Origin of the sequence: Thioalkalivibrio sp. AKL6, assembly GCF_000376905.1 — a bacterium.
GTDB classification, from domain to species: domain Bacteria; phylum Pseudomonadota; class Gammaproteobacteria; order Ectothiorhodospirales; family Ectothiorhodospiraceae; genus Thioalkalivibrio; species Thioalkalivibrio versutus.
On record NZ_AQXS01000008.1, the window covers coordinates 15,347 to 41,630 of the forward strand.

General features: G+C 67.7%; 24 protein-coding genes and 1 other RNA gene. 3 read left to right on the forward strand and 22 right to left on the reverse strand.

From position 1 onward, the window contains the following. Positions 1–84: 84 nt before the first annotated feature. From ftsA to rsmI, 17 genes are all read right to left on the reverse strand, one after another. Positions 85–1,320, reverse strand: coding sequence for a cell division protein FtsA (gene ftsA, locus D575_RS0103165; protein ID WP_018144461.1), 1,236 nt, complete (start codon positions 1,318–1,320; stop codon positions 85–87). Positions 1,321–1,343: 23 nt separating this feature from the next. Next, positions 1,344–2,066 carry a cell division protein FtsQ/DivIB gene (locus D575_RS0103170; protein WP_018144462.1) on the reverse strand — a complete coding sequence of 241 codons (723 nt, stop codon included), beginning with the start codon at positions 2,064–2,066 and terminating at the stop codon, positions 1,344–1,346. Between the two features lie 65 nt (positions 2,067–2,131). After that, the gene (locus D575_RS0103175; RefSeq protein ID WP_018144463.1) at positions 2,132–3,070 is read right to left on the reverse strand and encodes a D-alanine--D-alanine ligase; all 939 of its coding nucleotides are present in this window, start codon (positions 3,068–3,070) and stop codon (positions 2,132–2,134) included. Beyond that, a complete protein-coding gene (gene murB, locus D575_RS0103180) occupies positions 3,067–4,029 on the reverse strand; it encodes a UDP-N-acetylmuramate dehydrogenase (protein WP_026182029.1) in 963 nt (320 codons plus the stop codon). Before murB ends, D575_RS0103175 begins: the two co-directional genes overlap by 4 nt. Continuing rightward, on the reverse strand, positions 4,026–5,456 hold the full coding sequence (murC, locus tag D575_RS0103185; protein WP_018144465.1) for a UDP-N-acetylmuramate--L-alanine ligase: 1,431 nt from the start codon (positions 5,454–5,456) through the stop codon (positions 4,026–4,028). The genes murB and murC overlap by 4 nt, the downstream gene beginning before the upstream one ends. Then, on the reverse strand, positions 5,453–6,547 hold the full coding sequence (gene murG / locus D575_RS0103190) for an undecaprenyldiphospho-muramoylpentapeptide beta-N-acetylglucosaminyltransferase (RefSeq protein WP_026182030.1): 1,095 nt from the start codon (positions 6,545–6,547) through the stop codon (positions 5,453–5,455). Before murG ends, murC begins: the two co-directional genes overlap by 4 nt. Then, positions 6,544–7,749: a putative lipid II flippase FtsW gene (ftsW, locus tag D575_RS0103195; protein ID WP_018144467.1), complete on the reverse strand. Its 1,206-nt coding sequence runs from the start codon at positions 7,747–7,749 to the stop codon at positions 6,544–6,546. The genes murG and ftsW overlap by 4 nt, the downstream gene beginning before the upstream one ends. After that, positions 7,746–9,095: a UDP-N-acetylmuramoyl-L-alanine--D-glutamate ligase gene (murD, locus tag D575_RS0103200; protein WP_018144468.1), complete on the reverse strand. Its 1,350-nt coding sequence runs from the start codon at positions 9,093–9,095 to the stop codon at positions 7,746–7,748. The genes ftsW and murD overlap by 4 nt, the downstream gene beginning before the upstream one ends. Before the next feature lie 4 nt (positions 9,096–9,099). After that, positions 9,100–10,182 carry a phospho-N-acetylmuramoyl-pentapeptide-transferase gene (gene mraY / locus D575_RS0103205; RefSeq protein WP_018144469.1) on the reverse strand — a complete coding sequence of 361 codons (1,083 nt, stop codon included), beginning with the start codon at positions 10,180–10,182 and terminating at the stop codon, positions 9,100–9,102. Further along, on the reverse strand, positions 10,163–11,533 hold the full coding sequence (gene murF, locus D575_RS0103210) for a UDP-N-acetylmuramoyl-tripeptide--D-alanyl-D-alanine ligase (RefSeq protein ID WP_026182031.1): 1,371 nt from the start codon (positions 11,531–11,533) through the stop codon (positions 10,163–10,165). Before murF ends, mraY begins: the two co-directional genes overlap by 20 nt. Beyond that, positions 11,530–13,071: a UDP-N-acetylmuramoyl-L-alanyl-D-glutamate--2,6-diaminopimelate ligase gene (locus D575_RS0103215; RefSeq protein WP_018144471.1), complete on the reverse strand. Its 1,542-nt coding sequence runs from the start codon at positions 13,069–13,071 to the stop codon at positions 11,530–11,532. The genes murF and D575_RS0103215 overlap by 4 nt, the downstream gene beginning before the upstream one ends. Then, on the reverse strand, positions 13,068–14,783 hold the full coding sequence (locus D575_RS0103220; protein ID WP_018144472.1) for a penicillin-binding protein 2: 1,716 nt from the start codon (positions 14,781–14,783) through the stop codon (positions 13,068–13,070). Before D575_RS0103220 ends, D575_RS0103215 begins: the two co-directional genes overlap by 4 nt. Continuing rightward, positions 14,771–15,055 carry a cell division protein FtsL gene (gene ftsL / locus D575_RS0103225; protein ID WP_018144473.1) on the reverse strand — a complete coding sequence of 95 codons (285 nt, stop codon included), beginning with the start codon at positions 15,053–15,055 and terminating at the stop codon, positions 14,771–14,773. The genes D575_RS0103220 and ftsL overlap by 13 nt, the downstream gene beginning before the upstream one ends. After that, positions 15,055–15,981 carry a 16S rRNA (cytosine(1402)-N(4))-methyltransferase RsmH gene (gene rsmH, locus D575_RS0103230; RefSeq protein ID WP_018144474.1) on the reverse strand — a complete coding sequence of 309 codons (927 nt, stop codon included), beginning with the start codon at positions 15,979–15,981 and terminating at the stop codon, positions 15,055–15,057. The genes ftsL and rsmH overlap by 1 nt, the downstream gene beginning before the upstream one ends. Before the next feature lie 5 nt (positions 15,982–15,986). Next, on the reverse strand, positions 15,987–16,427 hold the full coding sequence (mraZ, locus tag D575_RS0103235) for a division/cell wall cluster transcriptional repressor MraZ (protein ID WP_018144475.1): 441 nt from the start codon (positions 16,425–16,427) through the stop codon (positions 15,987–15,989). A 286-nt stretch (positions 16,428–16,713) separates the two neighbouring features. Next, an RNA gene (rnpB, locus tag D575_RS13720) (RNase P RNA component class A) lies at positions 16,714–17,065 on the reverse strand. Between the two features lie 307 nt (positions 17,066–17,372). Next, positions 17,373–18,212, reverse strand: a complete 840-nt coding sequence (rsmI, locus tag D575_RS0103240) for a 16S rRNA (cytidine(1402)-2'-O)-methyltransferase (RefSeq protein WP_196799811.1) — start codon at positions 18,210–18,212, stop codon at positions 17,373–17,375. Positions 18,213–18,290: 78 nt separating this feature from the next. Here rsmI and D575_RS0103245 point away from each other — a divergent pair, with 78 nt between their 5' ends. From D575_RS0103245 to D575_RS0103255, 3 genes are read left to right on the forward strand one after another with little or no spacing between them, the layout of a single operon-like run. After that, complete coding sequence (locus D575_RS0103245; protein ID WP_018144477.1) at positions 18,291–20,150, forward strand: penicillin-binding protein activator; 1,860 nt, start codon at positions 18,291–18,293, stop codon at positions 20,148–20,150. Next, positions 20,151–20,507: a YraN family protein gene (locus D575_RS0103250; RefSeq protein WP_018144478.1), complete on the forward strand. Its 357-nt coding sequence runs from the start codon at positions 20,151–20,153 to the stop codon at positions 20,505–20,507. A gap of 10 nt (positions 20,508–20,517) precedes the next feature. Further along, entirely contained in the window at positions 20,518–21,897 is a 1,380-nt protein-coding gene (locus tag D575_RS0103255) for an FAD-binding oxidoreductase (protein ID WP_018144479.1), read from the forward strand. Between the two features lie 68 nt (positions 21,898–21,965). Here D575_RS0103255 and D575_RS0103260 read toward each other — a convergent pair whose 3' ends face one another. The 5 genes from D575_RS0103260 to petA all read right to left on the reverse strand — a co-directional run bounded on the left by D575_RS0103260 (position 21,966) and on the right by petA (position 26,162). Beyond that, a complete protein-coding gene (locus tag D575_RS0103260; RefSeq protein WP_018144480.1) occupies positions 21,966–22,394 on the reverse strand; it encodes a ClpXP protease specificity-enhancing factor in 429 nt (142 codons plus the stop codon). Further along, on the reverse strand, positions 22,391–23,017 hold the full coding sequence (locus tag D575_RS0103265; protein ID WP_018144481.1) for a glutathione S-transferase N-terminal domain-containing protein: 627 nt from the start codon (positions 23,015–23,017) through the stop codon (positions 22,391–22,393). The genes D575_RS0103260 and D575_RS0103265 overlap by 4 nt, the downstream gene beginning before the upstream one ends. A 390-nt stretch (positions 23,018–23,407) precedes the next feature. After that, complete coding sequence (locus tag D575_RS0103270; protein WP_018144482.1) at positions 23,408–24,151, reverse strand: cytochrome c1; 744 nt, start codon at positions 24,149–24,151, stop codon at positions 23,408–23,410. Further along, entirely contained in the window at positions 24,151–25,560 is a 1,410-nt protein-coding gene (locus D575_RS0103275) for a cytochrome b N-terminal domain-containing protein (protein ID WP_018144483.1), read from the reverse strand. The genes D575_RS0103270 and D575_RS0103275 overlap by 1 nt, the downstream gene beginning before the upstream one ends. After that, a complete protein-coding gene (gene petA, locus D575_RS0103280; protein WP_026182032.1) occupies positions 25,560–26,162 on the reverse strand; it encodes a ubiquinol-cytochrome c reductase iron-sulfur subunit in 603 nt (200 codons plus the stop codon). Before petA ends, D575_RS0103275 begins: the two co-directional genes overlap by 1 nt. Between the last annotated feature and the right edge of the window lie 122 nt (positions 26,163–26,284).

Sequence of the window (26,284 nt, forward strand, 5' to 3'; positions counted from 1 at the left end):
TGCGTGTGTAGTACATAAACTTCTGTTTACCTGCTTCATGGCCGGAGAGCGGTCCGGCCTCCTAAAATTCCGGGGCCCCGATCATCAGAACTGTCCGGAAAACCAGCGCTTCATGCGCGCCCATACGCCCTGGAACCCGCTGCTCACGGGCCGGGCCTCCTGCTCCGCACGCGACTCGCGGGCGTAGAGCAATAGCCCCACCCCCGTCGCGTGGATCGGATTCTTCACAACATCCAGGAGCCCGGTGACGCGTTGCGGCACCCCCAGGCGTACGGGCATGTGAAAGACCTCTTCGGCGAGGTCCACCACACCTTCCATTCGGGACGAGCCACCGGTGAGCACCACTCCGGCGGCAATCATTTCCTCGGTGCCGCTGCGGCGCAGTTCCGCTTGCACCAGCTGCAACAATTCCTCGTAGCGCGGCTCGACCACGGAGGCGAGCGTCTGGCGCGACAGTCGGCGCGCGGCGCGATCGCCGACACCGGGCACCTCGATGCTCTCGCTCGGATCGGCCAGCGAGCGCAGCGCGCAGGCGTACTTGATCTTGAGTTCTTCGGCGTACTGGGTCGGGGTGCGCAGCGCCACCGCGATGTCGTTGGTGACCTGATCGCCGGCGATCGGGATCACCGCGGTGTGCATGATCGCGCCGTGGGCAAACACCGCGATGTCCGTGGTGCCACCGCCGACATCCACCAGGCACACACCCAGGTCCTTTTCATCCTCGCTGAGGACCGAGTAGCTGGAGGCGAGCTGCTCGAGGATGATGTCGTCCACCCGCAGCCCGCAGCGTTCCACACACTTGACGATGTTCTGCGCGGCGGAGACCGCCCCGGTCACCAGGTGCACCTTGGCCTCCAGCCGCACCCCGGACATCCCGATCGGCTCGCGGATGCCCTCCTGCTCGTCGATGATGTATTCCTGCGGCAGCACGTGGAGGATGCGCTGATCGGCCGGGATGGCGATGGCGCGCGCGGCGTCGATCACCCGGTCCACGTCGCCGGCGACCACCTCGCCGTCCTTGATCGCGACCACCCCGGTGGAGTTGTAGCTCTTGATGTGCGAGCCGGCGATCCCGGTATACACCGAGTGGATCTCGCAGCCAGCCATCAGCTCGGCCTCCTCCACCGCACGCTGGATCGACTGGACGGTGGACTCGATATTCACCACCACGCCCTTCTTCAGCCCGCGCGAGGGCGAGGAGCCGATCCCGATGATCTCGATGTCGCCTTCCTCGGTCAGCTCCCCGACCACCGCCTCGATCTTCGAGGTGCCGACGTCGAGGCCGACGATCAGACCGGGTTCCGACTTCTTTGCCATCATCTTTCTGCGTCCTGTCGTTCGTGTCATCGGGCGTTCCCCGCACCGTCATCCGCCGCATCCGCCCAGGCCACGGCCAGCCCGTGGGGGTAACGCAGGTCGATCCGTTCCACCGGGGCCTCGCGATAGTCGCGAATCGCCGGGGCCGCACGGACCAGCTGCCCCAGTCGTGCCAGATCGGCATCGCGCCCCATCAGCACGCGTACGCCGTCCGCCAGGTGGATGGTCCAGTCGTGGCGTTCGCCCTCTTCGAGACCGGCGACCTCCAGCCCGGCATCGGCCAGGCGTGCGGAGACCTCCAGGTAGCGATGCATCAGCACCACCTGGCGCCCGTCGGTCCCGGCGAGTGCCGGCAGGCCCTCCCAGTCATCCAGCGCCACCGGGCCAAACAGGCGCCCGTGGCGATCGACCAGATGGTCCTCGCCCCACTGTGCCACCGGCACCGGCTCGTGAATCTCCACCACCAGGGTGTCCGGCCACTGACGCCGCAGGCGCACCGCGTCCACCCACGGCTGACCCTCAAGCGCAACGCGCAGGCGCTCGAGCTCGACACCGATGAAGCCCGGCGCATGGGTCCGGGCCATCTCGTGCACCGCCGCGACATCCGCATGCTGCGGATTGCCGGTCACCTCGACATGCTTGATCGGCAACCAGGCATCCGGGTCGAACTGCAACCACGCCAGCGCGCCCAGCACCAGCACCGCGGCCAGCCCCATGCCCGACATCAGGCGCAGCCCCGGGCCGGCCATCCGGCGCAGCGGCGACGGTCCTCGCGCCTGCGGGCGGCGCGCGGGTCGCGTTGTGCGGCGTGCGTTCAACGCAGTCCTCCACACTCGAAACTGGAATCGAGGATGCGCAGGCACAGCTCGTCGAAGTCGATGCCCGCCTGCGCGGCGGCCTTGGGCACCAGCGAGTGATCGGTCATGCCCGGGATCGTGTTCACCTCGATCAGGAAATTCTCGCCATGTTCGTCCTGCAGGATGTCCACTCGTCCCCAGCCGCAACCCTCCAGCGTCGCGAAGGCGGCGATGGCCATGGACTGCAACTCCAGCAACGCGCTGGAATCCAGCGGCGGCGGGCAGATATAGCCGGTATCGTCGGCCTCGTACTTGGCGTGGTAATCGTAGAAACCGCCCGGGGTGCGAATCTCCACCACCGGCAACGGCTCGTTGCCGAGGATCGCGACGGTGTACTCGCGTCCGCTGATCCACTGCTCCGCGAACACCTGCCCCGGCTGCAGCCGCGCGGCCTCGAAGGCGGCCGGCAGATCGGCCACCCGATCCACCCGTGTGATCCCCAGGCTGGAGCCGCCGCGCGCGGGCTTCACGATCAATGGCAGGCCCAGTGCATCGGCCACCGCGTCGGGGTCGAACCCCGGCGTGAGCAGACGATAGGGGGCGCTCGGCAGATTGCTCCCCGCCCACAGCCGCTTGCAGGCCAGCTTGTCCATGCCCAGCGCGGAACCGAGCACGCCGGTCCCGGTGTAGGGCATGCCCGCCATGTCCAGACAGCCCTGCAGGGTCCCGTCCTCGCCGCACTCCCCGTGGAGCACGATGAAGACCCGGTCGAAGTTCTCCAGGGCCAGGCAGCGAGCCGTCTCGCGGGTCAGGTCCAGGGGATGGGCATCGACACCCTGGCGCTGCAGTGCCGCCAGCACCGCCTGACCACTTTGCAGCGAGACCTCGCGCTCGCCGGACCAGCCACCCATCAGGACCGCGACACGGCCATAATCTTGTGCACTTCGCTTGCTCATGCCGTTCCCTCGCTTGCCTCGTGCGTAGCCCCTGGCCGACCCAGGACCCGGACCTCGGGCTCCAGGTGCACCCCGAACTGCCGCTGCACCTCGTCCTGGGCATGACGCAGCAACCATTCGATATCGGCGGCGCGCGCGCTGCCGTCGTGGGTGATGAAATTCGCGTGCTTGGGGGAGATCTCCGCCGCCCCGTGGCGCAGTCCCTTCAGCCCGGCGGCCTCGACCAGGCGCGCGGCGTGATCGCCCTCCGGGTTGCGGAACACGGACCCGCAGGACGGCAACCCCAGCGGCTGCTTCGCGGATCGTTCGCGCAGCAACTCGCGGATGCGCCGGGTCCCGACGCCAGGGTCACCCGCGGCCAGCTGCAACACGCAGCCGGTGAACCACTCCGCCGCGGGGCCGTGGACACTGCGGTAGCCGATCGTGTAGTCCGCGGGAGTGCGGGTATGCAGTTCGCCGCGCGCATCCACCGTGAAGACCGCCTCCACCAGCGGCCAGATCTCGCCACCCCAGGCGCCGGCGTTCATCCGCAGCGCGCCGCCCACGGTCCCGGGGATGCCAGCCAGGAACTCGGCCCCGACCAGCCCCTCGCGGGCCCCGAAACGCGCGGCCTGGGCGCAGGCCAGCCCCGCCCCAAGCAGCAGGCGATCGCCGTCCAGGCGCCGGCGTTCGTTCAGCACTCCGGAAAGATGCACGACCAGGCCGTCCAGCCCGCCGTCACGAATCAGGACGTTGCTGCCCAGGCCGAGGAAGGTCACGGGCATCTGTGGCGCGTGGGTAGCGTGGTCGCGCAGGGCAGCGACCAGGTCGTCAAGGTCCGCCGGCTGGAACAGCCAGTCGGCCGGGCCGCCCACACGCCAGGAGGTCAGCCCGGCCAGCGGAACCTGCGCCTGCAACCGGCCACGCGTGGCCTGCGCGAACGGAGTCATCGACGAGTCCACAGCGCGGGCGGCCATCATGATTCCCCCTCGCCGGCGGTCCCCAGCTGCTGCGGGAGCAGCCCGGCCAGACGGCCAATATCGCCGGCGCCCTGGGCGAGCACGACATCGTCCGGCCGCAGCATCCCCGCGAGCACACCGATCACATCCTCTGCGCGCTCGACAAACACCGGCTCCACCCGCCCGCGCAGACGAATGGCGCGCGCCAGGCTGCGGCCATCGGCGCTGGGGATCGGGTCCTCCCCGGCGGCATACACCTCGAGCAGGATCAGGACATCGGTCTCGGACAGGGCCTCGGCGAAGTCCTCGAACAGATCACGCGTGCGGGTATAACGATGCGGCTGGAAGATGGTGATCCGGCGGCGGCCCGGCCAGGCATCGCGCGCGGCCGCCTGAGTGGCAGCAATCTCGCGCGGGTGGTGACCATAGTCGTCGACCAGGGTCAGGGCCCCCTGTGCGGTCCGCAGCTCCTGCACCTGGAAGCGCCGGCCAATGCCCTGGAAGCGCGCCAGCGCGGCCTGGATCGCCTCGGGGGCGACCTCCAGCTCGTGCGCGACAGCCGCCGCCGCCAGGGCATTGAGCACGTTGTGGCGCCCGGGCAGGTTCAGCGTCACCGGGAACGCGGCCTGACCGGGCAACGCGAGGTCGAAGTACATGCGCACGCCTTCCTGGCGCACATTCAGGGCGCGCACGTCGGCGTCCTGCTCGATGCCGTAGGTCAGGCGCGGGCGCTCCAGTTCCGGGTACAAATCGCGCACCTGCGGGTCGTCGGCGCACAGCACGGCAATGCCGTAGAACGGCAGGTGGTGCAGGAATTCCAGGAAGGTCGCCCGCAGCTGGCCGAAGTCGTTGCCATAAGTCCCCAGGTGGTCGGCATCGATATTGGTCACGATGCTGATCATCGGCTGCAGATGCAGGAACGAGGCGTCACTCTCGTCGGCCTCGGCCACCAGATAGTCCCCGGCGCCAAGATTCGAGTGGCTCGCCGTGCTGTTCAGGCGTCCGCCAATCACAAACGTCGGGTCCATCCCGGCCTCCGCCAGCACACTGGCGACCAGGCTGGTGGTCGTGGTCTTGCCATGGGTCCCGGCGACCGCGATGCCATAGCGAAAGCGCATCAGCTCGGCCAGCATCTCGGCGCGGCGCACGATCGGGATGCCGCGCCGACGCGCCTCCTGGACCTCGGGGTTGCTCGGATTGATCGCACTGGAAACCACCAGCACGTCGGCATCGGCCACGTTCGATTCGGTATGGGCCGCCACCACCGGGATGCCCATGCCCTTCAGGCGTTCGACCATCGCCGACTGCCCGAGATCGGATCCCGAGACGTGATATCCCAGTTGATGCAGGACCTCGGCGATCCCGCTCATGCCGGATCCCCCGATCCCCACACAATGGATCCGGCGGATACGGCGCATCGCATGGCGTGGCAGGCGCGGGGCATTCATGACGATCCCTCCCGGCGGGCGCCCGCCATTTCCATGCAGGCATCGGCCAGGCGCCGTGCGGTGTCGGGGCGGGCCTGTGCGCGGGCCAGCAGGGCACGCGAGCGCAGGGCCTCGCGGTCCAGCGGGGCGACCAGCTCGTAGACCCGCTGAGCGTCCAGCTCGGCATCCGCGACCCGCCAGGCGGCACCGGATTGCACCAGGGCCTCGGCATTCGCGGTCTGATGATCGTCCACCGCATGTGGATAGGGCACGAAGATCGCCGGCACGCCGGCCGCGGCCACCTCGGCCACGGTGAGCGCCCCTGCGCGGCAGATCACCAGGTCCGCCCAGGCATAGGCCGCGGCCATGTCTTCGATGAAGGCGCTGATCTCCGCCTCCAGCCCTTCCTCGGCATAGGCGGCCTGCGCCTCGTCGAGGGTGCGCTCGCCCGCCTGGTGACGGATGTTCAGCGGCTGCTCCTCGGCCACGCGCGCCAGCCCGGCGGGCAGCGTGCGGTTGAGCGAACGGGCGCCCAGGCTGCCGCCCAGGACGAGGAGATTCAGGGCGCCCTCGCGCTCGTCGAAGCGCGCCTCCGGCGCCGGAAGTTCCGCAATCGCGGCGCGCACCGGGTTGCCCACCACCGTGACCGCCACCCGCTCGGGGAAGCTGTGCTCGAAGCCGGCATAGACCCGGTCCGCCACCTTCGCCAGCCAGCGATTGGTCAGACCGGCCACGGCGTTCTGTTCGTGGATTGCCAGCGGCCGGCCCATGGCGGCCGCCATTAGCCCCCCGGGGCCGGCGGCAAACCCGCCAAAGCCAATCACGGCATCCGGGCGCAGACGCGTCATCAGACCCAGGGCCGCCCACAGCGAAATGCCGAGCCGCCAGGGTGCGAGTGCCAGCCCGACCAGGCCCTTGCCGCGGATGCCCGCGATTGGAAGCGTATGCAGCTCGATCCCGGCCGCCGGCGCCAGCCGCGCCTCCACGCCGCGGGCCGTGCCCAGCCAGCGCACCTCGGCACCGCGTTCCCGCAGCAGGGTGGCCACTGCCAGGCCCGGGAACACATGGCCCCCGGTGCCGCCGGCCATAATCAGGATGCGCGGGGCCCTCATGCGGCACCCCCACGCCGGCGGCGCGCCGGGGGTGCGGCGCGCGGGGCCGGCACCTGGGCCTCGCGGTACACGCGCATCACCAGGCCGATAGCCGCCAGCGACACGATCAGCGAGCTGCCGCCGTAGCTGAGAAACGGCAGGGTCAGGCCCTTGGTCGGCAGCAGCCCCATGTTCACCGCGAGGTTCAGGAACGCCTGCAGGCCCATCCAGATGGCCACGCCAAAGGCCAGATGCGAGCCGAAGGCATGCCCTGCGCGCTCGGCGTACAAACCGATCTGGATGCAGCGCCAGACCAGGACCCCGAACAGCGCGATGAGGGCCACCACACCGACGAAGCCGAACTCCTCGGCAAACACTGCGAACAGGAAGTCGTTGTGCGCCTCGGGCAGGTAAAAGAGCTTCTGCACACTGTTGCCGAGCCCGGCCCCGAACCAGCCGCCGGAGCCGATCGCGATCAGCGACTGGGTCAGCTGGAAACCGGTGGCAAACGGATCCTGCCAGGGATCGAGGAACGCCGTCAGGCGCGCCACGCGGTATGGCGCCGCGACCGCGACGACCGCCATCCCCGCCGCGATGGTGCCCGCCAGCGCGGCGAACTGCCAAAGCTTCGCACCGGCGAGGAACAGCATGCCCATGCCAATCGCCAGCATGATCGCGGCGCCGCCGAAGTCCGGCTGCAGCAGCAGCAGGATGGTCCCCACGCCGAGCACGATCAGCGGGCGGATAAAACCGAGGAAGTGCAGGCGGAGCGTCGAATAGTGACGCACGATGTAGCCGGCGAGGTACATCACCACCAGCAGCTTCACCATCTCGGCGACCTGCAGGTTGAACATCCCCAGCGGGATCCAGCGGGTCGCGCCGTTGACCGTGCGCCCGACGCCCGGGATCAGCACTGCGATCAGCAACGCCATCACCAGGATCAGCAGCCACGGCCCGGCGCGTTCCCAGCGCGCCAGCGGGACCACCCAGAGGAAGGTCGCCACCGCAAGCCCGATGGCGGCGAAAATGACCTGGCGCTGGAAGAAGTGCCAGGTGTTGCCGAAATAGCGTTCGCCCAGCCCCATGGAGGCGGACGCGACCATCACCAGTCCAATCCCCAGCAGGATCGCCGCGACCGCCAGCAGGGGCAGATCGACGTGATCGCGCAAGCCGGCGACCAGGCCGCGATCCGGGAGTCCGAGGCGGGTGCTGGAGATACTCATGCTGCCAGCTCCCGTACGGCGTGCGCGAAGTCGTCGCCGCGCGCCTGATAGTTCGGGTACATGTCCAGGCTGGCGCAACCGGGCGACAGCAGGACGGTATCCCCCGGTTCCGCCCAGGCAGCGGCCTGCGCAACCGCGGCGGCCATATCGTCCACGCGCTGGACCGGAACCACGGAGGCCAGGGCCCGGGCGATCGCCGGCGCGTCCTCGCCGAGCAGCACCACACCACGGACCTTGCCCGGGACGTAATCGGCCAGCGGCGAAAAGTCCTGCCCCTTGCCCTTCCCGCCCGCGATCAGCACCAGCGGCCCGGGCGTACCGCGCAGGGCCGCCAGGGTGGCGCCGACATTGGTGCCCTTGGAGTCATTGATGTAGGCGACACCGCCCACTTCGGCAATCCACTGCGAGCGATGCGGCAGACCCGCGAACTCGGCCAGGGCCGCCATGGCGCGTGCGCGCGGCTCGCCCGCCTCCAGCCACGGCCAGACCAAGGCAAGCGCGGCCAGGGCGTTGGCCCAGTTGTGCTGCCCACGCAGACGCAGATGGCCGGTCGAGAGAAGGACCTGGTCACCGCGCACCAGGTCCGGAGCATCCGCGCTCGACGGGCGCACTCCGAAATCGTCCGCGCCGGCCGGCGCATCGAGACCGAAGGAGATCACCTTCAGACCCGGCGGCAGGGCGATCTCGCGCAGCCAGGCGTCCTCGCGGTTCAACACACCACGCCCGGCGCGATCCAGGATACGGGCCTTGGCACGCACATACGCATCCAGATCGGCGTAGCGATCCAGGTGATCAGGCGAGATATTCAGGATGGCGGCGGCCGCTGGCGCCAACATGTCGCTGCGCTCCAGCTGGAAGCTGGACAGCTCCAGCACGTACAGGTCCGGGGCCTGCTCCAGCAGGTCCAGCGCCGGGGTGCCGTAGTTACCACCCACCGCCACCCGCAGGCCGGCGGCGCGCAGCAACTCGCCGACCAGCGCGGTCACCGTGCTCTTTCCGTTGGAGCCGGTAATCGCGATGACTGGGGCGCCCGCATGCTCGGCGAACAGGTCGATGTCTCCGGTCAGGCGGGCACCGGCGGCACGCGCCCGTTGCAGGACCGGGTGCTCCAGTGCGACCCCGGGCGAGACGATGATGCGGGCAAAGCCCGAGGCGTCCAGTCGATCCAGCGGCCCGACCCAGGCATCGGCCAGCCAGGCCTTGGCCCCCTCGGTCTCCAGCGCGGCCGGCGCCACGCGGGTATCGGTGATCGCGAACGGCTGACCCTGCGCACGCAGGAAGCGGGCAACCGACACGCCGGTCGCCCCGAGGCCCACGATCAGGTTGTTGTCGCCGGTTCGCGTCATGGGATCAGCGCACCTTCAGGGTCGCGAGACCGATGAGAACGAACACCACGGTCAGGATCCAGAAACGCACGATCACGCGCGGCTCCGGCCAGCCCTTGAGTTCGAAGTGGTGGTGCAGCGGCGCCATGCGGAAGATCCGCCGCCCAGTGAGCTTGAAAGAGGCGACCTGGAGCATCACCGAAAGCGTCTCCAAGACGAAGATGCCCCCCATGATCAGCAACACGATCTCCTGCCGGGTGATGATCGCCAGCATGCCCAGGGCCGCGCCCAGCGCGAGCGCCCCGACATCGCCCATGAAGACCTGCGCCGGGTAAGTGTTGAACCACAGGAATCCCAGCCCGGCGCCGACCAGGGCGGAGGTAAAGATCACCACCTCGCCCACGCCGGGTACCGCCGGAATACCGAGATAGTCGGCGAATACCGCATGGCCCGCCGCGTAGGCAAACACGCCCAGGGCGCCGGCCACCAGCACCGCCGGCATGATGGCCAGGCCATCCAGCCCATCGGTCAGGTTCACGGCATTGGAGGACCCCACGACCACCAGCCAGACCAGCGGGATGAACAGCCAGCCCAGGCTGAACTGGATGTCCTTGAACACCGGCAGGTAAAAGGTCGTCTCCACCGGCCCCTGCGCGGTGTACATGATCACCCCCGCGGCGACCAGGGCGAACAGCGTCTGCCACAGGAGCTTGGCGCGCGCCGACAGGCCCTTGCTGTTGCCGTAGCGCAGCTTCAGGTAGTCATCCCAGCCGCCCACGGCGCCGAACGCCAGGGTGGTCAGCAGCACGAGCCAGACGAAGCGGTTGGTCAGATCGCTCCACAGCAGGGTCGCCGCCGCCACTGCCACCAGAATCAGGGCACCGCCCATGGTCGGCGTGCCGGCCTTGGTCAGGTGCGACTCGGGACCGTCATCGCGGATCTGCTGGCCGACATTGCCGACCGTCAGGCGGCGGATCATCGCCGGCCCGATCAACAGCGCGATCGCCAGTGCGGTCACCACCCCGAGGATGGCGCGAACGGTCAGGTACTGAAAGACCGTGAAGCCGGAATAGAACAGACTCAGGTATTCAGTCAGCGCGAACAGCATTCGCCACCTCCGGCGCTGACGAGGCCAGGTGCAGCCCCTCGATGATCTGTTCCATGTGCTGGCTGCGCGAGCCCTTTACCAGGACCGTGGTGCCCTCCCCCAGGAGGTCCTCCAGGCGCGAGCGCAGCGCGGCGTGGTCGGCAAACCACTCGCCGCCGTCGCCAAAGCCCTCGGCGCTGTCGCGCGCGGCCTCGCCCAGCGCCAGGCAGTGTTCGATACCCACCGCGCGGGCCAGGCGCCCGGTTTCCCGGTGCAACGCCGGCGTGGCGGCGCCCAGTTCACCCATGGCACCCAGCACCAGGATGCGCCGACCGGGCATCGCCGCCAGCACCTCGAGCCCGGCCCGCAGCGAGTCCGGATTGGCGTTGTAGCTGTCGTCCCAAATCCGCGCGCCGCTGACGTGCCACAGCTCCTGCAGACGTCCCCGCACCGGCTTCCAGCGGGTGAGCCCGTCGACGATTCGGTCAATCCCGATACCGACCGCGTTCGCCGCGGCCGCGGCCGCCACGGCATTGGCTACGACGTGGCGACCGGGGCCGGCCAGGCGCAGATCGCGGACGGCCCCGAGGATGGACAGACGCAGCCGGTCCGGGGCCTGCCACATGCCTTCCACCTCGCCGCCACCCTCCAGCGAGAAGCGCTGGCAGTGGTGATGCTCGTTCAGCGACAGCCAGTAGTCGGCAAACGGATCATCCAGATTGATGACCGCGGTGCCGCCCTGGGCCGGGAGACCGGAGTAGATCTCGGCCTTGGCATGGGCGACGCCCTCCAGGCTGCCGAAGCCCTCGAGATGTGCGCGTCCGGCATTGGTGATCATCGCGACCTGCGGTTCGACCCAGCGCGCCATGCGCCCGATCTCACCGGCATGATTCGCGCCCAGTTCGATGACCGCGTAGTCGACTTCACAGGGCATCGCCAGCAATGTCAGCGGCACGCCGATCTCGTTATTCAGATTGCCCGCGGTGGCATGCACCGACCCCACCCCCTCAAGGATGCAGCGGAGCATCTCCTTGGTCGTGGTCTTGCCATTGGAGCCGGTCAGGGCAATCACGCGCGCGCGGCTCTGGCGCCGCCAATGGCGGCCCAGGCGGCCCAGGGCCTCGCGGGTATCGGCCACGATGATCTGCGGCTGTGGCACATCGAGCGCCCGCTCCACCAGCAGCACGGTCGCCGGGAGGTCGGCGCCGACCTGTTCGTGGGCATCGAAATTCGGCCCCTTCAACGCGATGAATAGCGCTCCCGGGCGCGGCTCGCGAGTGTCCGTAAACACGCCCTCGAAGGCCGTGTCGGGCACCCCTTGCAGGCGCCCATGGACCGCCTCGGCCAATTCCTGGCTAGTCATTCGAATCATTGTCCCTCCCCCCTGATCGCGCGGTCCTGGCCACGCAAGTCCTGCGGGTGCCGGCCCGCCCGGGCCTGCACCTGTTCGCGGTCGCTGAACGGATAGCGCTGACCGCGGATCTCCTGGGTCGTCTCGTGACCCTTACCGGCCACCAGCACCACATCCCCGGCCACGGCCTCGGCCAGCGCACTGGCAATCGCCGTTGCGCGATCGCCAATCTCGTGGCATTCGGCGGAATCGGCGCAGCCGGCAAGGATCTCGGCGCGGATCTCGGCCGGGTCTTCTCCGCGCGGGTTGTCATCGGTCACGAAGATCACGTCGGCCTCCCGGCAGGCCACCTGGCCCATTGCCGGGCGCTTGCCTCGATCGCGGTCGCCGCCGCAGCCGAACACCACGCTCAGGCGCCCGCGTACATGGGGTCGAAGCGCCTGCAATGCAGCCTCCAGGGCCTGGGTGGTATGCGCATAATCGACCACCGCCAAGGCCCCGTTCGCGAGCGGGAAGCGCTCCATGCGGCCGGGCACGCCGGGGAGTTCGGCGACTGCCGCGATCGCCTCCTCGCGCTCCACCCCGAGGCCCTGCAGGGTGGCGAGGGTCGCCAGCAGATTGCCGACCTGGAACAGGCCGAACAGGGTGGAACGAACCGGATAGGCCCGGCCGTCGGCCTCGAGGGTGAAACGCAGCCCTTCGGCTGTGGCCTCTACGTCCCGGGCGCGCAGATCGGCGGGTGCACCCAGTGCACTGTAGGTCAGGGCCTGAACGCCCGCCGGCAGATGCTGCACAACCTGGCGTCCAAAGGCATCATCGATATTCAGGACCGCCGTTTGCAGGCCAGGCCAGACAAACAGCCGCGCCTTGGCTGCCGCATACGCCTCCTGACTACCGTGGAAGTCGAGGTGATCGGAGCTCAGTCGGGTGAGCACCCCGAGGCTGATCGGGGCTCCGGCGAGGCGCCCTTGTGCCAAACCGTGCGAGGAGGCCTCCAGCGCCACGGCACCACAACCGGCCGCAGCCAGCTCGGCGAGGTGGCGATGCAGGTCCAGTACGCCCGGGGTCGTGTGTCCGGTATCCACCAGGTGGCCCGGTCGCCCGACGCCGAGCGTGCCGATCAGACCGGTGGGCCGACCCAGGGTCTCCAGGGCCAGCGCGATCAGGTGCGTGACCGAGGTCTTGCCGTCGGTACCGGTCACCGCCACCAGCGAGGCCGCCTCCGGCCAGCTACCGAACAATCCGCGCGCCATCTGCGGCAGCCGTTCCCGCAGGCCCGGGACATGAAGCGTCGGCACCGCCAATGGCGCTTCCGGAGTTTCGGCCTCGTCCCACAGGATCACGCCGGCACCCCGTGCCACGGCATCGGCGGCATGCGCCAGGCCATGGCCGTGCGTGCCGGCCAGGGCCACAAAGGCTGTGCCGGGCGCGACCCGGCGGCTGTCCTGAACCAGGTCGGCGACTGGCAAGTCCGCCAGGTCGGGGCGCAGGAGATCGGCCGGCAACAAATCGCCCAGCACCGGTCGAGCCTCGCCTCGGGTATCCCGGGCGGCCATCATGTCGTCCCCTCGTGATCCGCCGCCAGGCGCATGGGGACCTCCGGCATCGCGTCCGGGCGCACGTTGAACATACGCAGGGCCGAACCGACGACATTACGGAACACCGGCGCGGCGACCGCCCCACCGTAGTAGACGCCCGCGTCCGGCTCGTCGATCACCACGGCCATGACAAAACGCGGATCGGAGGCCGGGGCCAGGCCGACGAAACTCGAAAAATAGCGGTCCTCGGTATAACCGCCTGGACCGCTCTTGCGGCTGGTACCGGTCTTGCCGGCCACGCGGTAACCGTCGATCGCCGCCTGGCGCGCGGTGCCCTCGGTACCGATCACATGTTCCATCATTGCCAGCACCTGGCGGGCAGTACGCGGAGTCATCACCTGCGCCGACTCGCGCAGATCGTCGGCGGTGCGCACCAGACGCACCGGCACCCGCTCGCCGCCATTGGCAAAGGCGGTGTAGGAGGCCGCCATCTGCAACGGCGACAACGACAGCCCGTAGCCATAACCGAGCGTGGCCTGTTCGACCTCGCGCCAGGTGGTGAAATCGCGCAGCCGCCCCGTGGCCTCGCCCGGGAAATGGGTACCCAGCGCCTGCCCGAAGCCCGCCTGATGGAGGGTCTTCCAGAAACGATCCGCGGGGGTATCCAAAGCCAGCTGTGTGGCCCCGACATTGCTCGAACGGGCGATCAGGGTGGTGAGGTCGATCGTCCCGTAATCGCGCAGGTCGCGCACGGTCAGGCGCCCCACCCGCATGGTGCCGGGGCCGGTCTCCAGCGTGGTGTTGGCATCCACCACACCGGCATCCAGGGCGGCCGCCACGGTAAACGGCTTCAGCACCGACCCGGGCTCCATGGTATCGGTGATGGCCCGGTTGCGGGCGCGATCGGAACGGATAGCGCCGCGATTGTTCGGGTTGAATCCGGGCTGATTGACCAGCGCCAGGATCTCGCCGCTGCGGGCGTCCAGAAGGACAGCGGAGCCGCCACGGGCATTGTGTTCGGCGACCGCAGTCTTCAGTTCGCGGTACGCCAGATACTGCAGGCGCTGATCCAGGGTCAGGGCCAGGGTGTTGCCGTCACGCGCGGGGCGGATACTGGCGACATCACGGATGCTGCGGCCATAACGGTCGCGCAGCACCCGCTTGGCGCCCGGATGACCGGACAACCACTGGTCAAAGGCCAGTTCCACGCCCTCCTGGCCCTGGTCGTCGATATTGGTATAGCCCAGCACATGCGAGGTGGCCTCGCCATGCGGGTAATAACGCCGGAATTCGCGGGTCAGGCCGACGCCCTGGATGCGCAGGGCCGCTACGCGCTCGGCCTGATCCGGCAACATTTGGCGGCGCAGGTAGATGAATTCGCGCGAGGCACGCGCCTCGATATGCTCCGCCAGCCAGTCCGGCTCCACCTCCAACGCCGCGGCCAAATCCGGCCAGCGCTCGCGCTGGCCCATCAAGTCCTGCGGGTTGGCCCAGGCGGTCTGCACCGGGGCCGAAATGGCCAGGGGTTCGCCGTGACGGTCGGTAATCATGCCGCGGTTCGCGGACTCGGTCAGGGTGCGCACCTGGCGCTGCTCGCCCTGCTTGGTCAGGAAGTCGCGCTCCAGGACCTGCAGATCGACGGCGCGCAACAGCAACGCGGCGCTCGCGACGGCGAACACGGCGATCACGACCTTCAGACGGCCACCACTGATCTGCCGCTTCAGCGCGCCCACGAGCTACCCCCGATCACCACGATGCGATCCGAATCGGGCTGAATCATGTCGAGACGCTCGCGCGCCTGCTCCTCGACCCGGCCCTGGGTCGCCCAGGTCGATTGCTCGATCTGCAACTGCGTCCACTCGAGATTCAGGACATCGCGCTGGCTCAATGCCTGCTGCTGGTCGATAAAGGCCTGGCGCGACTCATGCTTGGCCGCCACAACCCCAACCGCCGAGGCAAACACCGCGGTTGCCAGCGCCACCGCCAGGAGCCCGCGCGCAACCATCAGAGCCGCTCTCCGACACGCAGCACGGCCGAGCGCGAACGCGGATTGATGCGCTGCTCCTCGCGATCGGCATGGATCGGTTTGCCGACCGGGCGCAGCTTGCGCTCCGGCTCCTCCGGCATCACCGGAAGGCCGCGCGGCAGGCGCACGCTCGACACCGGCTTGCGCAGGGCCTGCTTTACCAGTCGGTCTTCCAGTGAATGGAAGCTGATCACCACCAGCCGCGCACCAGGCGGGAGCACATCGGGGATGGTCGCCAGCCACTGCTCCAGCTCGGACAGCTCCTCGTTCACGAAGATGCGCAGCGCCTGGAAGGTTCGAGTGGCCGGGTGCTTTCCGGGCTCGCGTTTCGGGACCGCCCGGCGAACGATCTCGGCCAGTTCGCCGGTGCGGCTAAGGGGTGCCTCGGTGCGTGCAGCCACAATGGCCCGGGCAATGCGCCGCGAGTGGCGCTCCTCGCCGTATTGATAGATCACATTCGCGATCTCGGTCTCGTCGGCCCGCGCCAGCCACTCCGCCGCGCTCTCGCCGCTGTTCGGATCCATGCGCATGTCCAGCGGGCCGTCGTGCTGGAAACTGAATCCGCGCTCGGGCGTATCCAGCTGGGGCGAGGACACGCCCAGGTCCAGAAAGACGCCGTCCGGACCCCGGTCCGGCGAACGCCGTTCCAGCGTGGCGGCCATGGTCGAGAACGGCGCGGCCTCGAAGGCAAAACGCGGATCATCGGCAAAGGAGGCGGCCGCCGTGGCGGCCTCCGGATCGCGATCCATGGCCAGCAGCCGGCCGTCCGGGCCCAGGCGATCCAGGATCGCCCGGCTGTGCCCACCGCGGCCGAAGGTGCCATCGACGTAAAAGCCGTCAGCGCGCACGGCCAGGCCCTCCAGCACCGCGTCGCGCAGCACCGGGATGTGGGAGACGGCTTCCATGTCCGTCACAACGCGATGGACTCGAGCGCTTCATCATCCACGTCACCCCCCAGCACCTGGGCGCAGGTCTCCTCCCAGGCGGCCTCGCCCCAGATCTCGAACTTCTTGCCCTGGCCCAGCAGCACCACCCGCTTTTCCAGGCCGGCGTACTGACGCAGGGGCGGGGGCAGCAACAGGCGGCCGCTGCCGTCCAGCTCGCACTCGGTGGCATGGCCCACCAGCAGGCGCTGCAGATTGCGCACCTTGGGATTCATGTTGGGGCGGGACATCAGGTTCTGCTCAATGCGCTCCCACTCGGGGAACGGGTACAAGAGCAGGCAGCGGGAGGGATCAACCGTGATCACCAGCTGACTGTTGCAGCTCGCAGCGAGGTCGTCGCGATACCGCGCCGGCATGGCCAGGCGGCCCTTCGCATCCAGATTGAGCTGGCTAACGCCTCGAAACATCGCTGATAACGGTGGTTACCCACCTTTCCCCACTTTGACCCACTTTCCGACACTATAGGTACGGGCATCCTCCAGAGTCAAGAAAATCGACCCCGAAAAACGAAAAATAAGCGTTGAATCACAGAGACTTAGCGCATCCACCCCGAGGCGGACGAAAGAGCATGGAGAAGGGTATTAAAAGCCTCGCGTTGAGGCTCAAACTTAATGCATCACCTTACAAGTTTGCCGCACACACAGCCGTGTACGCGCAGACCGGGGCGGCCGCGGGGGCTTGATCGTGGGAAAAAGTGGGAGCCGGCCGTAAGCCGGGTTCTGTCGAGGACAGTCATTCATCTGGGACGTCCGTCACCGGACGCCTCGAGCAGCCTACCCGGGTGCGATGCGGGCCACACCATGCACCCCTATTTGGCCTTGCTCCGGACGGGGTTTACCCTGCCACGAACTGTTACCAGTCGCGCGGTGCGCTCTTACCGCACCATTTCACCCTTACCTGTACCCGGCGAACCGGGCCATCGGCGGTATGTTTTCTGCGGCACTTTCCGTCGGCTCGCGCCGCCCAGGCGTTACCTGGCGTCCTGCCCTATGGAGCCCGGACTTTCCTCCACATCCGAGGATGCAGCGACTGCCTGGCCGACTCCCGCGCTCCTTGTACGCCGCCGCGTGCGCGAACGCAAGCCTTTTCAACGGCCTGCCCCAAGGGCCTCCGTCCACAACGAAGCACACCAAGACACGAAGGACGTCACGAGCAGTCCACAGGAAGAGGGGACGATCGGAAGGCAATCAATTCAACGAAACGACAGGGTTATCGCCACGATGCCGGAACGCAGGCAGCCAGCCATCCCCGCCAACAATGATTATTGCCGTTCTTCCAGACCTTCCTGCCGATGGCTTCTGACCTTGATCCGCTGCGTGTCTGCGCACGCTTCATTGCGGACCCAAACCGTCCTATCCTCCGGCGTCCTTGAGGGCGAGGGCGCGGGCGTAGACGCGGTTACGCGGCAGGTCGGTGGCATCGGAGAGCAGGCGTGCCGCGCGCTTGAGGGGGAGTTCGTGCAGCAGTGCCGCGAGCAGGCGCTCGTGCTCGTCGGACAGGGGCATGTCGGCCTCGCCCCCCGTGTCAGGCGCGGGCGCCGGCCCCAGGATCAGCACGAACTCGCCGCGGGTGCGGTTGCTGTCGGCATCCAGCCAGCCCGGCAGTTCGCCGGCGGGGCCGCGATAGTGCTCCTCGAATTGTTTGGTCAACTCCCGCGCCAGGAAGACCTCTCGCCCCGGTGCCAGCTGCGCCAGGTTGGCGGCGGCCGCGCGAACACGGTGCGACGATTCGAACAAAATGGTGGTCACCGGCTGGACCAGCAATGCCTCCAGCCGCCGCTGGCGCGCCCCGGCGGCATGCGGCAGGAAGCCCTCGAAGCAGAAGCGGTCGGACGGCAGCCCGGCCACCGCCAGCGCAGCCAGAGGCGCACTGGGACCCGGTACGGCGCGCACATCCAACCCGGCCTCGCGCGCCGCCCTCACCAGCCGAAAACCCGGGTCCGACACCAGCGGCGTGCCGGCATCGGAAATCAGCGCGACGGACTCCCCCGCCTTCAGCGCCTCCAGCAGCGAGGGAATACGCTCCGCCTCGTTATGCTCGTGCAGGCTGACCAGCGGCGTGTGGACGCCCAGATGGGCCAGCAGCCCGGCGCTGTGTCGCGTATCCTCCGCCGCAATGCGCTGCACCCGACCGAGGACCTCGCCCGCCCGCGGGCTCATATCTCCAAGATTACCAATCGGGGTAGCCACCACCCACAACGTGCCCCAGTTCGTTGACACGGCCTGATGCGCTTTCAATACTGACTCCTCATTCGCTGACGAACCGCTATCGTGACCCGAATCCCCGAACGCGCCGGGCATACCCGGCCCCTGTCCCGTCTTGCCCTGTTGCTGCTGGCCACGGCCATCGTGGTGGGCTGCGCCACGCCGCGCCCGGACCCGGAGCCGACCCCGGACGCCGAGGTCCGGCCGGACCTGGCCGAACTGCCTCCCGAGGTGCGCGCCAGCCTGCTGCTGAGCGAGGCCCGCTCGCGGCCGGAGCCCGACCTGGTGCGCCGCGCCATCGAGGCCGTGCTGGCGCTCGACCCCGCGACGCCGGACCAGCTGGACCGGGCCGAAGCCCTGTGGGCCGAGCTTCCCGACGCCGAGCGGGACACCCAGGAAGCCCGCCTTCTAGGCGCGCGACTCGCAGCAGCGCAACGGGATTGGGAGCTCGCCCGCGAACGACTGGGTGCAGACGACCCGGACGACCCCACGCGATCCCCGGAGATCTATCGCCAGGGGCTTGCCCTGCACGCCCGGATGCTGGAACAGGAGAGCCAATGGTATCAGGCCCTGGACACCCGGCTGCGCCTGGACCGCCTGCTGATCATGGAGCCCGACACACACGCCGAGAACCAGCAGCGCATATGGGGGCTGCTCGCAGCCCTGCGCCCGGCCCAGCGCGACCGGATCGTGGGCAACCACCCGCCGGATGGGGATGCCTGGGTCAGCCTGTTCCGACTGCTGCGCGCCGCCGATACCGAGGAACAGGCGCACCTGGCCGCCGGATTGTGGCGCGAGCGCCATCCCGCGCATCCGGCCAACAGCCTGCTGCCGGAACTCGTCGCCAGCCACCCGCTGGTCGCGGACGCGCCTGGGGACACCCTGGTGCTGCTGCCACTGTCGGGCGACCTGGCCGCACTGGGCAACGCCATACTCGACGGAATCACCCGCGCCTACTACGCGGAGGGTGGCGGCAACGGCCGGCTGATCGTGCGCGACACGCGCGGCGAGCCGGACGGCGCGGCCGCCCTGTACCGGCGTGGCGTGGACTCCGGCGTCGCGCGCATCATCGGTCCGCTGCGGCGTGAGTCAGTAAGCCAGGTGGCCGCTAGCGATCAGACCCTCCCGACCATCCTGCTGAACCGCACGGAAGTCTCGACCCCCAGCGAACTCACAACGCTGGCCTTGAATCCGGAAGAGGATGCCCGTGCGGTGGCCGACCGGGCGGCCCGCGCCGGCTGGCATCACCCGCTGGTGCTCCTGCCGGAAGGGGCCTTCGGCGATCGCGTGGCAAGTGCCTTCCGGGCGGCATTGGCCGACGAGGACCGGCGCCCGCGAGACGTCATTCGCATCCAGCCCAGCGCCGGGGAGCTGAACGCCACCATTGGCAACGCACTCGGGATCCAGCAGAGCGAGGCGCGCATTCGCGGTGTGGCACGCCGGACCGGGCTGGAACTGGAAGGCGACCCTCAGGTGCGTGCGGATGTGGACCACCTCTTCATTGCCGGCACGGCGCCGCAAGTTCGGCGCATCGTGCCGCATCTCCATTTCCACCGGGCCAGCCAACTCCCGATGATGGCCACGCCCCATGTTTATTCCGGACGCCCGGATGCCGATCGCGACGCCGATCTCAACGGGATCGTGTTCCCCGATACCCCCCGGCTGTTCGACCGGGTGAGCCCGCTGGCGAACGACGAACAAGCGCGCGACGAGGCACTCCCCCGGTTCGTCGCCCTGGGCATGGACGCGATGCGCCTGAGCCTGCGCCAGGACGGGCTTCGCAACGCCCCCCATCATCAGCTAACCGGCGGCGCTGGCACCTGGAGCCTGAACCCCTTCAACCACGAGTGGGTGAGAGAACCGGCCTGGGCGCGCTTCGAGGGCGGCGAGCCCCGACGCATCGACGTACACGCCGGAGGGTCCTGAGTGTTTCGCCCGGGTGCCTCGGGGCAGGCCGCCGAGAAGCGAGCCGCGGACTACCTGGAGGCACACGGGCTGCAGATCCGTGCGCGTAACGTCCGCCGGCCTTACGGCGAGCTCGACCTGGTCGCACTCGAGGACGATACCCTGGTGCTGGTGGAAGTACGCAAGCGCAGCCACCCGGGCTTTGGTGGCGGCGCAGAGAGCATCGACCGGCGCAAGCGTGAACGCCTGTTGCGGGTGGCCGAGGCCTATCTGCAGGAAAGCGCCTGGAACGGCCCGGTCCGCTTTGATGTGATGACCCTGGATGGCCAGGACCGGATCGAGTGGCTGCAGGACGCCATCCAGGCATCCACCCCGTGAGCGCCCACCGATGACCCCTCTGGCTCGCGAACTGGAACAGCTCCTGGCGCCCGGCGATCGTCTGCTCGATCCCGCGGACTGCTGGACCTACGGTGCCGACAACTCGAAGCTGCATGCGGTGCCGGACGCCGTCGCCTTCCCACGGGACGCCGATATGGTGCGCGAGCTGGTGCGCCTTTGCCGGCGCCTCGGCGTGGCCCTGACCAGCCGCGGACGCGGCACGGGCACCACCGGTGCCGCGGTCCCGGACCATGGCGGGCTGGTGGTGTCATTCGAGCACATGAACCGCATCCTGGAGGTGGATCCGGACAATCGCTGGCTGATCGCGGAGCCGGGTGCCACCAACGGCGAGATCCAGCAGGCGGCAGGCGCCACGGGCTTCTTCTGGCCGCCGGACCCCACCAGCAGCGCCTATTGCACGCTCGGTGGGAATCTCGCCTATAACTCCGCCGGCCCGCACGCGGTCAAGTACGGCACTCCGCGTGACAACACCCTGGGCCTGTCCGGCGTGGCCGGAACCGGCGAGGCATTCCGCACCGGCGTCCATACCACCAAGGGGGTGGTGGGCTACGACCTCACCCGTCTGCTGATCGGATCCGAAGGGACCCTGGCCGTGCTCACCGAGGCCACGTTGCGCCTGACACCCAAGCCGGAAGCGACCCGCCTGATCCAGGCGGTCTACCGCGATGTCGACGCCGCGGCCCGGGCCGTATCCCGGCTGATGGCGCGCGCCGAGGTCCCGTCGGCGCTGGAGTTCATGGACCATTCCGCGATCACGATGATCCGCGCCTACGCACCGGATTGCCCCCTGCCCGCCGCTGCCGGCGCGATCCTGATGATCGAGACCGATGGCACCGAGGCCGGCATCGAGGCCACCACCGCCGGCATCCGGCGCGCGGCCGAGGGCGAAGGCTGCGTGCAGACCCTCAGCGCCGACACCCCGGAAGAGGCCCAGGCGCTCTGGGCCGTGCGCAAGGCCCTGTCACCGGCGTTACGCACGGTGGCGCCGAAAAAGATCAACGAAGACGTGGTCGTGCCGGTCTCGCGCATTCCCGACCTGATTGCCGGGCTCGACCGGCTGGCCGCGGAACACGCCATCAAGATCGTGAACTTCGGCCATGCCGGCAACGGCAACATTCATGTAAACCTGCTGGTGAACCCGGATGACCCGGCGGAACTCGCGGCGGCGGAGCGTTGCCTGGACGGCGTCTTCACCCTGGTGTTGTCGCTGGGCGGGACGCTCTCGGGCGAACACGGCATCGGGCTGGTGAAGCGACCGTATATCAGCCGGGAACTGGACCCGGTGGCACTGGGACTGATGGCCGGCATCAAGCGAACGTTCGACCCGGACAACATCCTGAACCCGGGCAAGGCGCCCGGACCCGCCTAGCCAGGTACCGGGCAAGGGAATCCCCTCCCCAGCAGGGCCCGGAAAAGAAAAGGGCCCCGGAAGGGGCCCTACTTCACGACCTTCAGTGCCGGACCCTTGCGCTTCGGGGCCGGCGAATCCTCCCCACCCCCGTCATCACCAGAACCATCCGGAGGCGTGCCCGGACCGTCGTCGTCGGGGCCGGGCCCCGGCTCGCTGCCGAACATCATCCCCTGACCGTTCTCGCGCGCGTAGACTGCGAGCACCGCTTGCATCGGCACAAAGACATCCATCGGGCTGCCCGCGAACCGGGCCGAGAAGGCAACCGCCTCGTCACCGATGTTCAGGGCCTGCACTGCGGTCGGACCGACGTTGAGCGTGATCTTGCCCTGGTCGACGAACGCCTCCGGAACGATCACCCCTTCGACTGTGGCGTCGACCAGGAGATGCGGCGTGAAGCCGTTATCCGTAACCCACTCCCACAGAGCCCGGAGCAGATAGGGGCGCGACGAAGTCACAGGCGAAGCTCGCGCTCGGCCTCGGTCAGACTCACCTGGAACGATTCACGCTTGCAGACGCGATCGGCATATTCCTGAATCGCCTGCGGCAACGCCGTCAGATCGATGCCCACGGCGGGAAGCCGCCACATCACCGGGGCGATGGCACAGTCCACGATCGAGAACTCGTCGCTCAGGAAATACGGCTTGAGCTCGAAGATCTCGGCCGAGCTGACCAGGCTTTCGCGCAGGATCTTGCGCGCCTTGGTCAAGCCGGAGCCGGAGGCCTGGTTGACGGCATCGAGACCCTCGTACCAGTCACGCTCCACGCGATAAAGCGCAAGCCGCGCGGCCGCCCGCGAGACCGGATCCACCGGCATCAGCGGCGGATGCGGAAAGCGTTCATCCAGGTACTCGGTGATGACGTGCGTGCCGTACAGGGCCAGGTCGCGATCCACCAGGGTCGGGACCTCGTTGTACGGGTTCAGGTCGGAGAGATCCTCGGGCAGTTCATCGGGCCCGAGATTGACGACATCCACGGCGATGTCCTTCTCCGCAAGGATGATGCGCACCCGGTGGCAACGCACGCAGTCGTGAGCAGAAAACAGGGTCATAACGGAACGACGGTTGGCGACCAGCGCCATGGCTTTCTCCCTAGGGAAACACTGATTGATGTACACGCTCGCGCTCGAGTCGCTTTTGCGTGCGAACAAGGCGCGGTGACAGCCGTGCAGTCATTCTGCACAAAGGAGCCGCAACGCCGTTCCCGCGCAAAAGCGGCCGAGCCCCTGCTTTCAATCGTTTGTGGGGTTGGTACCCCAGGTTCCCCGATCCTGCGTTGCGGCCCTTGCCGGTAGAACCACTACCGGCTGCGCACCGCGCCTTGTCTCGGAAAACCTGGGGTGCCAACGCGAGTGTGTACATTAATCAGCGTTTCCCTGGCCCGGCCGAACGGTTTCCGGTGCCGGGCAGACGGTCAATAACACCGGCGCGCGATCATCCCTGATCGACGCGCCGGTTACGGTTCATGCCGCCTAGTGTACGTCTTTCCAGTACTCCTTTTTCAAGAAGTAGGCGAGAATCGTGAAGATCCCGAGGAAAATCAGTACGTACAGGCCAATTCGCTGACGGTCCAGCTGCATCGGCTCGCCCATGTACGAGAGATAGGTCACGATGTCGCGCACGGCACGATCGTACTCGCTGGGCGTCATCTGGCCGGAGCGCACCAGTTCGAGACGCTCGTTACCATCCTCGTCGACGACCTTTTCCTGCCAGCCTTGCAGTTCCCACAGGATGTGGGGCATGCCGACATTGTCGAACACCTCGTTGTTCGCGCCCAGCGGGCGCGACTCGTCGATGTAGAAGCTCTTCAGGAAGGTATAGACCCAGTCCTCGCCATTGATGCGCGTGGTCATGGTCAGGTCCGGCGGGACCACACCAAAGGCCTCTTCGCCATAGTCTTCGCTCATGGCGTTGGTCATCAGCGAACCGACGCCAACGGGATCACCGGCCTCGTCGGTGATGAAGATGAAGTTCTCCTCCACCTGCTGCTCGGTCAGGCCGATATCGCGACCCACGCGGTTGTAGCGCATGTACTCGGTCGAGTGACAGGCCATGCAGTAGTTCATGAACAGGTTGGCACCGCGCTGCAACGAGGCCTCGTTGGTCACGTCGATGTTGGCCTTTTCCAGATCACCGTCGTACCCGGCCGCCGAGGCGGCCGGGACGGTGAACAAAGCCGCAGCGGCCAGGAATGTAGTTGCAATCAGCGTTTTCATTACGAAGTCACCCTTTCCGGAACGGCACGGTCACGGCCCAGGCCACGTGCGAAGGCAGGGACCACCATGGTCACGAACAGATACACGGTCGGAATCAGCCAGGACCACATCAGCAGGCCCGCGCTATCGGGGTCGAAGCGCAGGATGTCGTAGAAGGAGTAGATACCCACCACCACGGCAAACGCGATCAGGCTAAAGACCATGGACCGTTCCTTGCTGAGGAACCACAGCACGAAGAAGAACGCGAAGTAGACCGTGGAGAAGCGCAGGCTCATCTCGCTGACCTCGCTGGTAGCCTGCTGCAGGCCCAGCCATCCGAGGATCACGAAGGCCACCACGAACACCGCCAGGTTGAACTTGGCCGCGAACGAGCGATAGCGCATCGACAGGACCGGGTTGCGATCCAGCCAGGGGATGAAGAACAGCATCACCACTGCGGCGCCCATCGCCATCACACCCAGGAACGGATCCGGCACCGAACGCAGGACCGAGTACATCGAGGTGAAGTACCAGACCGGCGGAATCAGGTCCGGGGTCACCAGCGGATCGGCCGGGATCATGTTGTCGGCCTTCAGGAACAGGCCACCACCGGTCGGGAAGAAGAACATGATCACGGCGAAGACCATCAGGAACACGCCGACGCCCACCAGGTCCTTCACGGAATAGTAGGGGTGGAACGGGATGCCATCCTTCGGGATGCCATTCTCGTCCTTGTGGTCCTTGATGTTGATGCCGTCCGGGTTGTTGGAACCCACTTCGTGCAGCGCGATGATGTGCGCGGCCACCAGCATGATCAGCACCAGCGGCAGGGCAATCACGTGCAGTGCGAAAAAGCGGTTCAGCGTGGCGTCGGACAGCAGGAAGTCACCGCGAATCCAGGTCACCAGGTCCGGCCCGATGTACGGGATGGTCTGGAACAGGTTCACGATGACCTGCGCGCCCCAATAGGACATCTGACCCCACGGCAGCAGGTAGCCGGCGAAGGCCTCGGCCATCAGTACCAGGTAGATCAGCACACCGAAGATCCAGATCAGCTCGCGCGGCTTCTTGTAGGAGCCGTAGAGCAATGCCCGGAACATGTGCAGATAGACGACCACGAAGAACATCGAGGCGCCAGTGGAGTGCATATAGCGGATCAGCCAGCCCCACTCCACATCGCGCATGATGTACTCGACCGACGCAAACGCGAGTTCGGCGTCGGGCTTGTAGAACATGGTCAGGAAGATGCCGGTGACCACCTGGATGACCAGCACCAGCAGGGCCAGGGATCCAAAGAAGTACCAGAAGTTGAAGTTCTTCGGTGCGTAGTACTGCGCCAGATGCTCGTTCCACATCTGGGAGAGCGGGAAACGGGCGTCCACCCAGCCCAGTACACCGCCCTGGATCTTGGTATCAGGATTGCCGGCCATCAGATCGCCTCCCCGTCTTCATCTTCACCAATGACTAGCAAGGTATCGTTGCGATACATGTGCCGCGGGATCACCAGATTGGTCGCCGCGGGCATGTTGCGGTACACGCGACCGGCCAGGTCGAAGCGCGAACCGTGGCAACCGCACAGCCAGCCGCCCTGCCAGTCGGAACCCATCTCGGGATCGCCGATCTCCGGGCGGTAGGTCGGCGAGCAGCCCAGATGGGTGCAGATACCGATCACGACCAGGATCTCGGGGTCGCGCGAGCGGTACTCGTTCTGCGCATATTCCGGCTGCTGGCTTTCCACTTCGGAGTCGGGATCGCGCAGGCGATCGGCCACCTCGGCCAAACCGGCAACCATCTCGTCGGTGCGCCGCACTACCCAGATCGGCTGGCCACGCCACTCGACGCTGACACGCTGACCCGGCTCGACAGCGGCCACGTCGAACTCGACAGGGGCCCCGGCTGCCTGAGCGCGCGCGCTGGGCTGCAAGGACGCCAGGAACGGGGCCGCGACTGCGGCGACCCCGGCTCCGCCTACGACGGATGTCGCGGCGACGAGGAACCGGCGACGGCCTCGGTTTACGCCTTGGTTTGCCATGTTTGTCTCTCCAAACAACGTGTTGAAATCGTGTTCCCGCGGCCGCAAAGGAAGGCGCGGCTGGTACGCGAAGGGGCTTGCCGCACGCGCGAATACCCATCTGGGCGGGCTGTAAAATGCGA